This is a genomic window from Massilia sp. PAMC28688, from assembly GCF_019443445.1.
GTDB lineage: Bacteria > Pseudomonadota > Gammaproteobacteria > Burkholderiales > Burkholderiaceae_D > Telluria_A.
This window is the reverse complement of the sequence record NZ_CP080378.1, coordinates 521421-537383: the sequence shown is the minus strand read 5'-3', so window position 1 is coordinate 537383 and position 15963 is coordinate 521421. Positions and strand designations below refer to the sequence as shown.

Sequence of the window (15963 nt, the reverse complement as noted above, 5' to 3'; positions counted from 1 at the left end):
GCGTTAATTACGGGAGCGCGCCCGTTTTGCGGCGCTGCAACTGCTGGCTTTCCGATCGCATCTATGTTCCTGTTTTATCGTTTCGTCATTGTGTGCGCCCTTGCCGGCGGACTCGTACAGCACGTCCACGCTGCCGAGCTGGGTGAGCCCGTGATCCGCTCCCATATCGGGCAGCAGCTCAGTGCCGATATCGAACTGAACACCATCAGTGATCCCGGGACCGCGGTGCTTGTGCGCATGGCGCATGCCGACGTCTACAAGGGCGCCAACGTCGCGATGAATCCCGTCATTGGCAGCGTCAACATGTCCGTCATGAAACGCGACGGGCGACAATTCCTGCACATCACCTCGACGCGGCCGGTGGCGACCGAGAATGTGCACCTGTTCCTGGAGTTGACCGATGGCGGCAAGCGCCATGTGCGGGCCATCACCTTGTGGCTGACGCCGGAACCGGCGCCGGTGGCTGTGCCTGCGGCGGCGGCTGCGGCTGCGGCAGCCCCGGTGGCAGTTCCCGCACCCGTGGTCGTGCCGCCGGCGGCGCCCGCGCGTGTGGCGCCGGTACTGGCGGCTGCGGCGGCCGTTCCTGTCCGTCCGGCGCGGGTGCTGGCACTGCCGGCGATGGGCGCGGCCAGCTGTCCGCAGCCGAAGTTCACGGCTGAGCAACTGAATGCCTGCACGCTGGTGGACGCCAAAAACGCTGCACTCACAGCACAGATTGTGGATCTGGAAGCGAAGGTCAAGCTGTTGCAGCTAGCGATGGCGAAAAATGGCGCGGCAGCGGGCGCCGCCGAGGTCATCAAGGCCGTGCCCCCGCCGCCGCCAAGGAAGAAGCCAAAACAAGCCGACGACAGTTTCCCCTGGCTGCCTGTGATTGGCGTATTGACGGCGCTGCTGGCCGCGGGCACAGGCGCCTGGTATATCCTGCGGCGCCGGCGGGGAGCGGCTGGGCCGGTCATCGCCGCGCCATGGCGCGAGCGCATCGCAGCGCGCTTCCGGCGCGCCCCCAAGGCCGTCCCAACTGAAGCACCCCCAGCCTAAGCAACATTTCCTACCACCAGGGTCAGACCACTTAAACGCGCCAAAATCAATGTCTTCAAGCCAAAGTCGGGCCCCAGACGAAAAGATGCCCTTTTGACGGGCAAAGTGCCGCCGAATAGGTGCTCGGAAACCAGTTTAGCCAGTCTCGCGCGGCGCAGAACGGCCAGCTGGCATGGGTGGCAATGGCGGCGTGTCTGAACGGCAAAAAACTCGCCTCGGTCGTTGCTACGAAGAAGCACAGTGTTGGTTTATAGTAATTACAACGTCCGGTTTACTGCAGAAATCTTGCTTTCGATGCGTTTAAGTGGTCTGACCCCGCCGCATGGAAATTGATTTTGATGCGTTTAAGTGGTCTGACCCCGCCTATGGGAAATTGTTTTGGTGGTTTTTTTGATATTTTTGTGTTGCGCGCACGAACTCGTCTACACAAGTTGAAAAACTGCGCTATACTCATTTCCGTGGTCACCCAGTGACTGCAAAAAACGGAACAAGGACCTGGCGCAGCCACCGCCGATAGTGTGGCGCGACAAGCAGGTGATCGTTGAGGAAACGCCTGTTCTGGAAGCGGTCCGCGAGGCCAACAGTGTGCTAGCGGACGCCGGATGCAACCGGCAAGAGGCGACGCCAGGAGATACCTGGCGATCGCTCTCCATATTCCAGGCGGTCGACTCAGTCGTGCAGCCGTAAAAAAAGCGCCTCGGTTTGCACCAGGCGCTTTTTTTCATGCCGAGGCTTCCCCCGATGCGGTCAGTGGGCCGCTTCCATCACTTGCGACAGCTGCCAAGGCTCAGTCACTTCCCGGATGGCCCGGTCGTTGGCCATGATCATTTTCAGCAGGTCGATCTTGCGCATGCGCGGCGCGCCCGACAGGGCAGGCACACCGGTCGCCGTGGCCGCAGCTTGAATCGCGCATTGCGTCTCCAGCCGCGCCAGCGCCTCGAAATCGCCCGCCTGGGCAGCCGATGCCATCTTGCCGGTCAGCCCGGCAATGTTTTCGTACATCGAGAGAACGTCGTTGGAGTTCATCTGCACACCTGCCCAAAAAGTGAAAGGATTACTGCTGTCCTCCCAGATATCGGAACGGCACGACAAAACTTTAGGGTTCTTAGGAAAGTTTTTTAAGAAATCTGCAACCAAGCGTCAAATGTTAGTTAATTAATAAGTTCTTCCAGCCCGGCACTGAGTTCACCCAGGCTCGGCATGTCATCGAGCACCTCGCCGTCGTCAAGGCCGATGGCGCGCGACACGTCCACCGGCAGGCTGGCAGCACGTTCTTCTGCCGATAATTTCTGTTCCTCGGCGCTGGCACGCCATGCCGCCAGGTGGATCACGGCCGACATGCGGCTGACCGGCGATCCGTTGAGCGGATGGGGAAAGTCACGGATCGTTTCCGGAAAGATGTCGGGGAACTTCCAGCGCAGCGCCAGTTCCGCACCCACTTCGCTGAAGTCGTAGCCAAACGCGGCCTTTTCCGCCACGGGGCGTGCCGGGTCGTAGGCACTGACCTGCTGGTCCAGTGCCTGCGCCGTTTCGCCCAGCCCGGCGTGCATCACCAGCCGGCCGATGGCGTGCATCATGCCGATCGTGAATGCGAGATCCGTATTGACGCCAATCTTTTTGGCGATCCACTTCGCGCTCACCGCCGTATGCAGGCTGTAGCGCCAGAAGCGCTTCAGGTCCAGGCCCGGCACGCTCTTGAAGCCACCCACCAGCCCGCTACTGATGACGAGCGTGCGCACCGTGACAAAACCCAGCATGCGCACGGCATCTTCCACATTGCCAATGCGGCGCGACACATGGTAATAGGCCGAGTTGGCAAGCCGCAGCAGCTTGGCCGCGAGCACCGGATCGAGCGACAGCGTGCGCGCGATGTCTTCCAGCGAGACGTCAGTCTTCTCGAAGCTGCTGATCAGTTCTTCCACGACCCTCGGCGCGGTCGGCAGGGCATTCGGGTTTTGCAGCAGAGCTTCCAGCGTCATTGCACTCTCCTCGGGTTAAGTGGCCCGACTATATAGTGAATTGCAGCGCAGCGCCACCTTGGCCCAATCCCCGTTTTCTGCATTCTGGCGCCCCATTTTGCCGTCTGTCGCACGGCCCCATCGTTTAGACTGCCGGGCATTTACAGTGCACCTTGGGATAGCGCGCCTGTTTTCGCGTCCAATTATGAGAATCCGTATGAGACACCTGTTCGCCACCCGCCTCGTCCTCGCCGCCGCCGTCAGCGCTGCGCTGGCGATGTTCACGCCCGCCGTCCAGGCCGAGGCGCCGTTCGCGTTTGCCGCCACCCCGGGCAAGCTGCCCAAGGATGTGGTGCCGGTGCAGTATGCCGCCCACCTGGTACCCGATCTCAAGGCCAATACCTTTCTCGGTTCCCAGACCATCGAAATCGATGTGCTGCGCACCACGTCCGCCATCAAGCTCAATGTGGCCAATATCGAGATCGACGCGGCCAGCCTGACCGGCACCGGCTTTGGCGAGCGCAAGCTCACCCCCGTCATCGACCAGGAGCAGCAGGTTCTGAGCTTTGCACTGGCCGAGCCGCTGCCTCCGGGCCGCTATCAGCTGGCGCTCAAGTTCCATGGCGCGATCAATCGCGAGGCGCGCGGCATCTTCAGCCTCAAGTACAAGGCGGGCGCCGCCGAAAAGGCCATGCTGGCCACGAACATGGAACCGAGCGACGCGCGCCGCCTGCTGCCGCTGTGGGACGAGCCGGCATTTCGCGCCAATTTCAAGCTGACGGTGGATTTGCCGGTGTCGTTCAAGGCCTTTTCCAACACGCCGGTCGAAAAGCAGGAAAAGCTCGACGGCGGCCTGCAGCGATTCTCGTTCGCCGTGACGCCTAAAATGCCGAGCTACCTGCTGGTGCTGGTGGCCGGTGAACTCGAACGCGCCAGCATCAAGTACGGCGGCGTGGACATCGGTGTCGTCACCACCGAGGGCAAGCTGCCCACCGCTGCCTACGCGCTGGGCGCGACCAAGAATCTGCTGCGCTATTACAACGGCTACTTCGGCCAGCCCTATCCGCTGCCCAAACTCGACCAGATCGCCATCCCCGGCGGCTTCAATGGCGCCATGGAGAACTGGGGCGGCATCGTGTACAACGAAACGACGCTGCTGTTCGACCCGAAGACAAGCCCGGAAAGCCAGCGCCAGAACTCGTTTGAGATCAATGCCCACGAAGTAGCGCACCAGTGGTTCGGCAACCTGGTGACCATGGCGTGGTGGGACAACCTCTGGCTCAACGAGGGCTTTGCATCCTGGATGGCGACCAAGGCCACCGAGCATTTCCACCCCGAGTGGCGCGCCCAGTTGCGCGCCATGGCCGACCGCGACGGCGTCATGACGCTTGACGCGCGCAAGACCACCCATCCGATCCAGACCCCGGTGCTGACCGAGGAACAGGCGGCCGACGCCTTTGATGCCATCACCTACGTCAAGGGCCAGGCCTTTTTGCACATGCTGGAGGATTACCTGGGCGAGGACGCCTTCCGCAAGGGCATCCGCGCCTACATGGCGCAGCACAAGTACTCCAACACCACCAGCGCCGACCTGTGGGCGGCACTGGAAAAGGCTTCGGGCAAGCCGGTGGAACAGCTGGCCTCCGACTGGACCACGGTGCCGGGCTATCCGGTGCTGGGCGTCAGCCAGGCCTGCGAGAACGGCAAGCGCCGCGTGACGCTGACCCAGGAACAGTACCGCATTGACGAACCAGCCAGGGAAAAGCGCTTGTGGAACGTGCCGGTACAGGTGGGCGTTGTCAATGGCAAGGCTGCGTACACGCTGCTGTCCACACCATCGATGACCATGACCCAGCCAAGCTGCGACGGCGCGCTGGTGATCGATCCGCGCAGCGTGGGCTACTACCGGGTCCAGTATGACCGGCCCACCTTTGACGCGCTGGCCGGGCAGGTGGGCAAGCTGGCCGACACCACCCGCCTCAAGCTGCTGCTCGATACCTACAGCCTGGCCGGGGCGGGACGGGTAGGGCTGGACGGCTACTTCAAGCTGCTGGAAAAATACCGTGACGAGCCGCGTCTGGCGATCTGGAGCGCCATTGGGCGCCAGCTGGTAACGCTCGACGAGATGACCGACGCCGCGCCGGAGCAAGCTGCCCTGCGCCGCTTCATGACCGCTACCGCGGCGTCGCGTTTTGCCAGGCTTGGCTGGCAGATAAGGCAGGGCGAATCGGCCGAAGAGCGCCAGCTGCGCCCTTTGCTGGCCACCATCCTGGCGCGCGGCGGCCACCCTGAGGCGATCGCGTTCGCGCGCAAGAACCTTGCGGCCTACCTTGCCAACCCGGCCAGCGTGGATCCTTCCATGCTCGGTTTCGTGGTCAGCGTGGGCGGGCGCGACGCCGATCTCAAGACCTATGAGCTGATCGCGGCGCGCATGCTGCAGACCCAGAATTCCGAGGAAAGGAACCGGCTTGCCCGGGCGCTCGCCGGCGCCCGCGATCCGGCGCTGGCAGCACGCACGCTGGCCCTGGCGCTCAACGAGCAGCTGCCGGCAGCGGTCACCTCGCGCTTCGTGCCGGCGGTGGCCTCGAACGGCCACGTGGACCTGGCATGGAAGTTCGCCACCGCCCATCGTCAGGCGCTCATGAAGGACCAGGAGGCGGGCGGTCAAAGCAAGCTGTTCCCGGCTGTCGTGAGCAGTTCCAGCGACCCGGCGCACGCGGGCCTGATGGAAGACTACGTCAAGCATAATTTCGGACCCGATGCCCAGGCCGAAGCGGCGCGCGTGGCCAATGCCATTCGCACCCGCGCGGCCCAGAAGAGTGCATTGCTGCCGCAAATTCGCGCCGCACTTCAATAACCACGACCCACTGACAGGAGACTGCATGAACTTTCGCTGCAAACCATTGAACGCTGCCATCGCCCTGGCCTTGTGCGGCGCCACGCTCGCTGCCTCGGCTGCGCTGGCTGCTGCCGCCAGCGCAGCCGGCCAGGCGCCGGCTCCCGCGCCAGCCGCCAAGCCGGCCGCCGCCGCCGTGCTGCCGGGCGACGATTTCTTTGCCTATGCTAACGGCGAGTGGCTGGCCAAGACCGACATCCCGGCTGACCGCAGCAGCTGGGGCGGTTTCGCCATCATGGCCGAGCGCACCAACGAGCGCATCGTCAAGCTGATCGAGGCAGTGGCGGCCGACAAGAACGCCAGTGGCGACGCCCGCCGCGTGGCCGATTACTACAGCGCCTACCTCGATGAAGCAGGCATCGAGGCGCGTGGCCTGGCGCCACTCAAGCCCATGCTCAAGCAGATCGATGCGATCAACAGCAAGACGGCACTGGCGCGTGCGCTGGGCAGCTCCCTGCGCGCTGATGTCGACCCGCTCAACAACACCAATTTCCATACCGAGAACCTGTTCGGCCTGTGGGTGGCCCAGGGCCTGGACGACCCGACCCGCAATACGCCCTACCTGCTGCAAGGTGGCCTGGGCATGCCCGACCGGGCCTATTACCTGACCGAGAGTGCGCGCATGGCCACGCTGCGCACCAAGTACCAGGACCACATCGCGGCCATGCTGAGGCTGGCCGGCTACAGCGAGCCAGACATGCGCGCCGCGCGCGTGATGGCGCTCGAAACACGCATCGCCCAGGCCCACGCCACGCGCGAGGATTCGTCGGACGTCCAGAAGGGTAACAACAAGTGGTCGCGCAAGGACTTCGCAGTCAAGGCGCCTGGCATGGACTGGAACGCCTTCTTCAAGGCGGCGCGCCTGGACAAGGCGGACAACTTCATTGTCTGGCACCCGGATGCGGTGGCCGGCGCCGCCACCCTGGTGGAAAGCGCCGACATCGAGGTGTGGCGCGACTACCTCGCCTTCCACAAGATCAATCACTTGTCGTCCACGCTGCCGAAGGCATTCGGGGACCAGGCCTTCCTGTTCCGCCAGGCCCTGTCGGGTACCCCGCAGCAGGCGGCGCGCTGGAAGCGTGCCCTGGGCGCGACCAACTATGCCATGGACGAAGCAGTGGGGCGCCTGTACGTGGAGCGCTATTTCCCGGCCGAGAACAAGGTGCGCCTCAAGCAAATGGTCAGCAATATCATCGGCGCGTTCAGCAAGCGCATCGACGCGCTGGACTGGATGGCACCGGCCACCCGGGCCCAGGCCCAGGAAAAGCTGCGCACCATGTATGTGGGTATCGGCTATCCGGACCGCTGGATGTCCTTTGACGGCCTGAAGGTGGCGCGCGACGATGCCTTTGGCAATGCCGTGCGCGCCGAGCAGTTCCACTACGACCGCGCCATCGCCAAACTGGGCCAGAAGGTGGACAAGACTGCCTGGTCGATGCCGCCCCAGCTGGTCAACGCGGTCAACCTGCCGCTGCAAAACGCGATGAACTTTCCGGCCGCGATCCTGCAGCCGCCCTTCTTTGACCCGCAGGCATCGGACGCGGCCAATTACGGCGCCATCGGTTCCATCATTGGCCATGAGATCAGCCACAGCTTTGACGACCAGGGCGCCCAGTTCGACGCCCAGGGCCGCCTGCGCGACTGGTGGACCAAGGGCGATATGGACCACTTCAAGAAGGCGGCCAATCGCCTGGTCGACCAGTTCAGCGCTTACCAGCCGTTCCCGGACCTGAACGTGAATGGCCAGCTGACGCTGTCGGAAAACCTGGCCGACCTGGCCGGCGTGGCGGCGGCCCATGATGCCTACCGCGCCACGCTGGCAGGCAAGGATGCGCCTGCCGACGCCGACCAGCAGTTCTTCACCGGCTACGCCAGGGCGTGGCAGTCCAAGATGCGCGAACCGGCCTACCGCCAGCAAGTCCTCACCGATGGCCATGCGCCGGCGCCGTACCGCACTGCCATCGTGCGCAATCTCGATGCGTGGTACAAGGCGTTTAATGTGCAGCCTGGCCAGGCGCTGTACCTGGCGCCCGCCGAGCGCGTCAAGGTCTGGTAACAGCGGGGGATGATGGTGTTAAGATCGGGCCATGAACGACGAGATTGACGCCATCACGCGCCGCACGCTGGCGCACTACGACCAGCATGCCGAGCAATTCTTTGCCGGTACCATCGACCACGACGTCAGCCAGAACATGTCGGCGCTGCTGGCCGCCATCGAGGCGCCGGCCCCATTCACGCTGCTGGACCTGGGCTGCGGTCCGGGACGCGACCTGAAGGCTTTCTCCGCCATGGGCCACCGCGCGGTCGGGGTCGACGGCTCGGCCGAGTTCGTCAAGATGGCACGTGCCTACAGTGGCTGCGAAGTGTGGCAGCAGGAGTTCGCCCACCTCGATCTTCCCGCCTGCATGTTTGACGGCGTGTTCGCCAATGCCGTGCTGTTTCACGTGCCCAGCCGCGTGCTGCCGGCGGTGCTGGCCAGTTTGTTTGCCTGCCTCAAGCCTGGCGGCGTGCTGTTCAGTTCCAATCCGCGCGGCCAGAACCAGGAAGGCTGGAACGGCGACCGTTACGGCAGTTACTACGATTATGAAACGTGGGAGCGTTTCGTCACGTCAGCAGGCTTTACCGCCTTGCATCACTATTATCGGCCACCAGGATTGCCGCGCGAGCAGCAGCCCTGGCTCGCCAGTGTCTGGCGCAAGCCCGCCCGGTAATAGTTGTCAGGAAAATGACGGCTGAATGTATGCGAACGAACAGAAACAGCTGCCTGTCCGTCCTATGATGAACTCACTGCATGTCCACCCGGACATGGGCAACAACAAGGAGTCCATCATGAACAAAGACCAAGTCAATGGCAAGATGCAAGACATCGGCGGCAAGATTCAGGAAGAGGCCGGCAAGATGGTTGGCAATAAAGAGCAGGAAGCCAAGGGCCTGAAGAACCAGGTGGAAGGCAAAACCCAGGAAAAATATGGTGATGCCAAGGAGCAAGTCAAGGACTCGCTGAACTGAAAAGTTCTAGCCTGAGCCTGCAGAAAATAGCCGCGCATGTCGCGGCTATTTTTTTGCGCAGCGCCGGTGCCCGTGTGTGTTGCGCGTAGTGCGCGTGCCTTGCCTGCGCGGGCGCTGCCTCCCGGCTTTGCACAAAAAAAAATAGCCGCGATCAACGCGGCTATTCTTGTTTACCGGCCCGGCATTTAACGGCGCGGTTCCGCCAGATGCTTGCGGAAGAAGGCGTCGATGGTAGCGTCGCGGTGACGCTTGCCTGCCCGCGAAGCGATGCCGTGCTTGGCGCCGGGATAGGTCATCAGATCGAAGCGGACACCACGGTTGACCAGTTCATCGATCAGGCGCGTGGTATTGCTGAACAGGACGTTATCGTCGGCCATGCCATGAATCAGCAGCAGGGGTGACTTCAGACCATCGAGATAGTTGAAGACGCCGCTGTTCTTGTATGCGTCAGGGTTGGCTTTTGGGGTGCCGCCCGTGTAGCGTTCGGTGTAATGGGTGTCGTACAGGGCCCAGTCGGTCACCGGTGCGCCGGAAACGCCAATGGCGATCTTGTCGGACGCTGCCGACAGCAGGCGCAGCGTCAGGTAGCCGCCGTAGCTCCAGCCGTTGACGCCAATGCGCGCCGGGTCGACGAAGCTTTGCTTGCGCAGCCAGTCGATGCCCACCAGCTGGTCTTCCACTTCGGCCTTGCCCATGTTGCCGTAGATGGCGTCAACGAACTTGCGCTCGCGGCGCGCCGAGCCACGGTTGTCGAGCTTGAACACGATAAAGCCCTGCTGCGCCATGTACTGGTCAAAGTCGCCACCCCAGCGGCGCGCCACGTGCTGGGCGCCGGGGCCGCCGTAATGGGACACATACACCGGATACTTCGCGTTCGGCTGCATGCGGGCCGGCTTGATGATCGAGTAGTGCAGGGTCTGGCCATCGTGCGATTGCAGCGTGCCGTATTCCGGCTTGAGCAGGTCCGGCATGTAGCGCGCGTAGGGGTGGCTGGCATTGACTTCGTTCTTTTCCAGCCAGTCGATCATCTTGCCGTCGGCGCGGTGGATCGATACCTGCGGCGGGGTCGATGGATCGGAGAAGTTGTCGACGTAGATCTGGCCGTTCTGCGCAAACGACACGTTGTGCCAGCCGTCGGCCTTGGTGATGCGGGTTGGCTTGTCGGCCGTGCTGCCGTTCAGTGCCAGCGCATAGACCTGGCGGTCGATGGCGGCGTCGCGGTTCGAGGCCACATACACGCGGTTGGCTTTCTCGTCGACTGCCAGGACTTCGTCGATGCCCCAGTTGCCGGCCGAGACAGCCGTCAGCAGCTTGCCGGACATGTCATACAGGTACAGGTGGTTGCGACCGGTGCGCTCGGACGACCACAAAAAGGCGTTGCGGCCCTTGAGGAACTTGAGGTCGTTGTGCAGGCTGACCCAGGTGCGCGAGGTTTCCGTGAGCAGGGGGCGCTGCGCCAGCGTGGCGGCGTCGACGGCAATCAGGTCCAGGCGCTTCTGGTCGCGCGACTGCAGCTGGTACACCAGATGCTTGCTGTCGGCACTCCAGTCGGCCTGCACCAGGTAGATATCGCGGTTCGCGCCCAGTTCCACCTTGCGCTGGGCGCCGGTGACGGGCGAGACCAGCATCAGGTCCACCAGCACATTCGGGTCGCCCGCGGCCGGATAGCGCTGCTCAACCACGGTGGTGCGGTCGGCCAGGATTTCAAACCGCTTCACGACCGGGACCGGCGACTCGTCAAAGCGCTTGTAGGCGATGTACGATTCATCAGGCGCCCAGTAGTAACCGGTGCGCTGGTCCATCTCTTCCTGGGCCACGAATTCGGCTTCGCCATTGAAAACGGTGCCGCCGCCGTCGGTGGTGAGCTGTTTTTCCTGGCCGGTGGTCAGGTCGATCACGAACAGGTTCTGCTTGCGCACGAAGGACAGGTAGCGGCCCTTTGGCGACAGCTTGGGGTCGGCCACGTTGCCGCTGGCGACCTTGCGCGCCGATGCCGGCTTGTTGGCGTCGACCAGGAACAGGTCGCCCGCGATCGGCACCAGCAGCGTGTTACCGTCCGGGGACCAGCTGTAGTTCAGGATGCCCGACAGGCTGGCGCTGCGCGCCCGTTCACGCCGCGCCTGCTCTTCCGGCGAAAGTACTTCATTAGGCACCAGCAGCTTGGAATCGACCAGGCGGCGCTGGGTCTTCGCCTTCATGTTGTATTCCCACAAATCCATCTGGTACTGGTTGTCGGGGCGGCCGCGCAGGAAGGTCACGCGCGCGCCGTCGGGCGACACTTTCAGGTTCGTCACCGGCTTGCCCGACAGGGCAGAATCGGCGTGGATGCGGTCCAGTGTCAGGCGCTCGGCCAGGGCCGGCGCGCACGACAATGCAGCGAGAAGACAGAGCATAAAGCGCATGGGAGTCTCTTTGTGAAAGTTAATCTGATGAACCGGCAAGACGATACCAGAGTCACGCCGATCCCGCTGTAAATATGAATACTTAGCAACACTAGCGTGCGGGGGCAGCCACGGGCGCGGCCGGCTGCGCCCGCAGGCGCGACAGGCGCTGCAGCGACCAGGTCAGCAGCACGGCAGCGACGGTCAGGCCCAGCACCAGGCCGATCCAGAAGCCCTGGGCGGCCATGGGCTGCGCCGGCGACCAGGCGAACCAGTCCGGCGCCAGGCCCAGCATGCAGCCCACCGGCAGGGAAACGCCCCAGAACGCCAGCAACTGGATCTGCATGGGCTGGCGCGTGACCTTGTAGCCGCGTATGGCGGACGAGGCGGCCACCTGGGTGGCATCGGACAGCTGGAACAGGGCGGCAAACAGCAGCAGCTGCACGCACAGGGCTTGCACCGCCGGGTCCACCGTGTAGGCGCGCGCGATTTCCCAGCGAAACACGAGGATGAACAGGGCCGACAGTACGGAAAAGGCGACCGACATGCCCACGCCCACAAAGGACGCGAAGCGGGCCCGCGCCGGATTGCCTTCGCCCAGCGCCTGGCCGACGCGGGTTATCATGCCCACGCCAAAACTGAGCGGGACCATGAACACGAAGGAGGCAAAATTCAGTGCGATCTGGTGCGCCGCCACCTGCACCACACCAAAGCGCGCCACCAGCAGGCTTACGGCGCCAAAGGCGCTCACTTCGGCGAAATAGGTCACGCCAATGGGCAGGCCGAGGCGCAGCATGGCGGCAATTTCCGGCCAGTGGGGACCTTCCCAATGCGTGAACGGATAGGTGGCGCGGTAGGCAGGCGCATAGCGGATCCAGGCCACCATGGCCAGGAGCATGAGCCACATGCCGGAAGCGGTGGCCACCGCGCAGCCCAGGGCGCCCAGCTCGGGAAAGCCCCAGTTGCCGAAAATGAGCAGCCAGTTGGCCAGGATGTTGTACAGCAGGCCGAGGATGGAAATGACCATCACGGGCTTGGTCTCGTTAATGCTCGTGGTGTAGCCGTAGAGGGCGCGAAAGCACGCAAAGGCCGGCATGCCCAGGCTGATCACGTGCACATACAGGGAAGCTTCGGCATTGACGCTCGCTTCCAGGCCAATATGATTGAATACCAGTGTGGCCAGGTTGGTGAGCAGGCAGGCCACCAGCCCTACCAGGGCCCCTTTCCACAGCGCCTGGCGCACGGTGTGGGCGATGCTTGCGGTCTGGCCGGCGCCTATTTCGTGTGCCACTACTGTATTAATGGCCTGCATCACGCCAATCACGGTCACCACGATGATCGACCATACCGATGCGCCCAGCGAGACGGCAGCCAGGGCGGCCGCGCTCACCTGGCCCGTCATGGCAACGTCCGCCACGCCCATGCCCACCGTCGCCAGCTGTCCCACCAGCATCGGCCAGGACAGGTGCCACAAGGCAGCCGTCTCGGAGCGGACAGTAAAAGGCGCGTGCCGGTGGGGCTGCTGCGGAGAGGGCTGCTGCGTAGGGGGCTGCTGCATAAAGGATAGTGGCAAAGGGCAAACAGCGATTCTACTGATAATTGGCCATGCACGGGTGGCGGCCACGGGCGTAGGAATTTGTTACAACAGAGGTGGCCCTGTAACACCCGCGCTTGCGTGAACGCAGCACAATGCCATCATCTTGATGCGAAGGAACCACCATGAAATCATTGCTCAACATGGCCGCCGTGGCGTTCACGGCCTCGCTGGCCCAGGCTGCCGGTGCCGGCGAGGTCATCCTTTTTTCCGCCGGCGATTTTGATGGGCGCGAAGTGCGCCTGCGCGGCGACACACCCGACCTGAACCGATATGGTTTCAACGACCGGTCCGCCAGCATGGTGGTGCAGTCGGGTATCTGGGAACTGTGCTTCCACGCCCGTTATCAGGGAGAATGCCGGATCTATGAACCGGGCCAGTACCGCAGCCTTGGCCGCTTTACCGGCAATCTGTCATCGCTGCGCGAAATCGAGCGCGGCGACAGCCGCGACGAACGCGGCGAGTGGCGCGATGCCCGGCGCCGTGCCCGCCAGCCGGAACTGGTCCTGTTCGAGGGCACCAATCTGGGTGGGCGTGCCCTGCCCATCCGGGGCGGCAACGACAACCTGGCCCGCGCCGGCTTTAATGACCGGGCGCAATCCATGCTGATTGAGCGCGGCCGCTGGGAAGTGTGTCAGCACCGTGACTTTGGCGGCATGTGCCGCGTGTACGGTCCCGGGGAATACAGAGTGCTCGACCGCTCGCTGCGCCGCGCCATTTCGTCGGTACGGCTGGTGAGCAGCGGGCGCAGCCGTGGTTACGGGCCCGACACCGGTTATGGCCGCGCACTGCCGGACCACGAACGCGGCGACTTTGATCGGCGCGACGGCTACCAGCCGCACCATGAACCGCGCTACGAGCTACGCGATGATCCGCGCAACGATTCACGCAACGATCCGCGCGACGATTCGCGCGACGATCCGCGCTACGAGCCCCGCGACGATCGCTAGCCCGGCGCCGGCTCGATGCGCGCCGGTCAGCGCCCGCCGGCCGGTCGCGGCGGCAAGGTTTGCAGGTAGGCGTGCAGGGCGCGCACATCGGTGTCGTTCATCTGCTTGAGCGAGCCGAACGGCATCACCTTGCTGATGGCGCTGCCGTCTGGCCGATTGCCCGTGCGCAGCATGGCCATGAAGGCTTCCGGCGTGTCGTACAGCGCCATGGCGTTGCCGGGGCCCGGGGTCAGGTTGGCCGGCGCCGGCCAGTCCGGGGGCGAGCCGGGGATACGGCCGCCCGACAAACCGGCACCATGGCAGCCGATGCAGCTGTTGGCCACGTACTTGCCATGTTCGAGGCTGACGGAAGGCAGCACCGGCTGCTGCGGCGGCAGAGCGTGGTTGATCATTTCCGCCGCATCCTTGACGTAGCCAAACGCGTACATCACCTTGACCGTCAGCGGCAGCTGCACCAGCGCCGCGCGCCCATCGACCGGGGGCAGGCGGCGCACATAGCTGATCAGGGCGGCCACATCATCGTCGGTGAGGCGGTTGTAGTCTTCGCTGGGCATGATCATGACCGGTCGCCCGTCCGGCTTGATCCCATGGCGCAGGGTGCGCACCCAGTCGGTGGCGGTATAGCTGTTGGTGATGCTGTCGGCGCCCGGTGCGATGGCGGGCGAGACCACCAGCATGGCGCCGCTGCGGATGATTTCGCGCCCGGCCCCGTTAGCGCCGTGGCAATCGGCGCAGCCGCGCGTGGAAAACAGGTAGCGCCCCTGCGCCAGCGAGATCGCCTTCGATGGCATGACAAATGGCGCCATCTCCACGGTGATCACGCGCGCCATTTTGCGCTCGCCCAGGTACTTGCCCGCCACGGCGACGGCCAGGGCGCCTGCAGCCAGCACAGCCAATACCAGGCTGGTTCCCTTTACCCAACGGTTCATGGCAACTCCTTTTCAACAATGCGTAGCGGAAGCGTGCGCTCCCGCCGCTGGCCTGACAGTACGATGGGGTATACCCGATCCGGAGCGTGGGCCGTGGAATACAAGGACTATTACAAGACCCTGGGCGTGGCGCGCAATGCGTCGGCGGAAGACATCAAGGCGGCGTACCGCAGGCTGGTGCGCAAGCACCATCCGGACATCAGCAAAGCCACGGACGCGGACCAGAAAACCAAGGAAATCAACGAAGCCTACGCCGTGCTGGGCGACGCTGAAAAACGCGCCGCCTACGACGCGCCTGCTGCCGGCATGCATGGCCAGCGGTCCCGGCCGCCGGACTGGGGCGCCGGCAGTTTCGGCCGGGCCGGTGCGGGGCCGCGGAGCAGGGCGGCCCATGGCTTCCCCGGGCAAGACTTCGGCAGTGCCGAATTTGCGGGCGCCGATTTCTTTTCCGACCTGTTCGCCCAGGCAGGCACGCGCCGGCGCGGTGCCACGGCGGGGCAACCGGGAGAGGATATTCACGCCACCATGCCGGTGTCGCTGCATGACATCTATCACGGTGCCAGCCGCCTGGTGAGCCTGCAGCTGCCGGGCGGCGCCGGCGAGCAGCAGGTCCATGTCACCATTCCCAAGGGCGCCTTGCCCGGTCAGCAGCTGCGCATGCCCGGCCAGGGCCGGCCCGGCTACCACGGCGGCCCGCCTGGCGACCTGGTGCTGGAGCTGCAGCTGCGGCCCGAACCGCGCTACCGGGTGGAAGGCAAGAATGTCATTGCACGCCTGCCCGTGACGCCCTGGGAGGCAGCGCTCGGTGCCAGCATTGACGTGGCCACACCGTCGGGGCAGGTGAGCGTCACGGTCCCGGCCGGCTCGCAGGGCGGGCGCAAGCTGCGGCTGCGCGGGCGCGGCCTCCCGGCTCATCCGGCAGGGGACCTGTACCTTGAACTGGAGGTGGTGCTGCCCCCTGCCGACCATCCCCGCGCGCGTGAGCTGTACCAGGCCATGGCACGCGAGCTCGCTTTCAATCCGCGCGCCGCCACGCGCAGCTAGCGGCACGCGCGCGCATCGGAATGCGGCTGGAATGAAGGGACACCCGGACGCCACTTGCAGTCTCCTCGTAGGCACTGTAGAGACTATGCTACCGGGACGCCAATCATCGTTGATTCCCCGCAACCATTCGGTCGGCACAGGCGGTTTCTCCCGGCAACCTGCGC

General features: G+C 64.2%; 12 protein-coding genes. 7 read left to right on the top strand and 5 right to left on the bottom strand.

Features of this window, described 5'->3' with window-relative positions; all coding sequences use genetic code 11:
* Positions 1-63 precede the first annotated feature (63 nt).
* Positions 64-1038, top strand: coding sequence for a FimV family protein (locus KY495_RS02320; RefSeq protein WP_219882172.1), 975 nt, complete (start codon positions 64-66; stop codon positions 1036-1038).
* Between the two features lie 747 nt (positions 1039-1785).
* Here the strand turns inward: KY495_RS02320 and KY495_RS02315 are convergent.
* Positions 1786-2064: a flagellar protein FliT gene (locus KY495_RS02315; RefSeq protein WP_219882171.1), complete on the bottom strand. Its 279-nt coding sequence runs from the start codon at positions 2062-2064 to the stop codon at positions 1786-1788.
* Positions 2065-2189: 125 nt separating this feature from the next.
* A complete protein-coding gene (locus KY495_RS02310; RefSeq protein ID WP_219882170.1) occupies positions 2190-3017 on the bottom strand; it encodes an HDOD domain-containing protein in 828 nt (275 codons plus the stop codon).
* 196 nt (positions 3018-3213) lie between these two features.
* Between KY495_RS02310 and KY495_RS02305 the strand changes: the two genes are divergently transcribed.
* The 4 genes from KY495_RS02305 (at position 3214) to KY495_RS02290 (ending at position 8901) form a co-directional block, all read left to right on the top strand.
* Positions 3214-5853, top strand: a complete 2640-nt coding sequence (locus KY495_RS02305; RefSeq protein WP_219882169.1) for a M1 family metallopeptidase — start codon at positions 3214-3216, stop codon at positions 5851-5853.
* Between the two features lie 25 nt (positions 5854-5878).
* The gene (locus KY495_RS02300) at positions 5879-7948 is read left to right on the top strand and encodes a M13 family metallopeptidase (RefSeq protein WP_219882168.1); all 2070 of its coding nucleotides are present in this window, start codon (positions 5879-5881) and stop codon (positions 7946-7948) included.
* A 31-nt stretch (positions 7949-7979) separates the two neighbouring features.
* Positions 7980-8603 carry a bifunctional 2-polyprenyl-6-hydroxyphenol methylase/3-demethylubiquinol 3-O-methyltransferase UbiG gene (locus KY495_RS02295; RefSeq protein ID WP_219882167.1) on the top strand — a complete coding sequence of 208 codons (624 nt, stop codon included), beginning with the start codon at positions 7980-7982 and terminating at the stop codon, positions 8601-8603.
* A 118-nt stretch (positions 8604-8721) separates the two neighbouring features.
* Complete coding sequence (locus tag KY495_RS02290; RefSeq protein ID WP_219882166.1) at positions 8722-8901, top strand: CsbD family protein; 180 nt, start codon at positions 8722-8724, stop codon at positions 8899-8901.
* A 185-nt stretch (positions 8902-9086) separates the two neighbouring features.
* Here KY495_RS02290 and KY495_RS02285 read toward each other — a convergent pair whose 3' ends face one another.
* Both KY495_RS02285 and KY495_RS02280 read right to left on the bottom strand, forming a co-directional pair.
* On the bottom strand, positions 9087-11303 hold the full coding sequence (locus KY495_RS02285) for a DPP IV N-terminal domain-containing protein (RefSeq protein ID WP_219882165.1): 2217 nt from the start codon (positions 11301-11303) through the stop codon (positions 9087-9089).
* Positions 11304-11394: 91 nt separating this feature from the next.
* Positions 11395-12735: an MATE family efflux transporter gene (locus KY495_RS02280; RefSeq protein WP_229518597.1), complete on the bottom strand. Its 1341-nt coding sequence runs from the start codon at positions 12733-12735 to the stop codon at positions 11395-11397.
* Between the two features lie 266 nt (positions 12736-13001).
* On the opposite strand from KY495_RS02280, the gene KY495_RS02275 reads away from it, so the two are divergent.
* Positions 13002-13826 (top strand): beta/gamma crystallin-related protein, encoded by an 825-nt coding sequence (locus KY495_RS02275; RefSeq protein ID WP_219882163.1) that lies wholly within the window; start codon positions 13002-13004, stop codon positions 13824-13826.
* A gap of 26 nt (positions 13827-13852) precedes the next feature.
* Here the strand turns inward: KY495_RS02275 and KY495_RS02270 are convergent, their stop codons facing one another.
* Entirely contained in the window at positions 13853-14755 is a 903-nt protein-coding gene (locus KY495_RS02270; RefSeq protein ID WP_219882162.1) for a c-type cytochrome, read from the bottom strand.
* Between the two features lie 93 nt (positions 14756-14848).
* Here KY495_RS02270 and KY495_RS02265 point away from each other — a divergent pair, with 93 nt between their 5' ends.
* Positions 14849-15799 carry a DnaJ C-terminal domain-containing protein gene (locus KY495_RS02265; protein ID WP_219882161.1) on the top strand — a complete coding sequence of 317 codons (951 nt, stop codon included), beginning with the start codon at positions 14849-14851 and terminating at the stop codon, positions 15797-15799.
* Positions 15800-15963 lie beyond the last annotated feature (164 nt).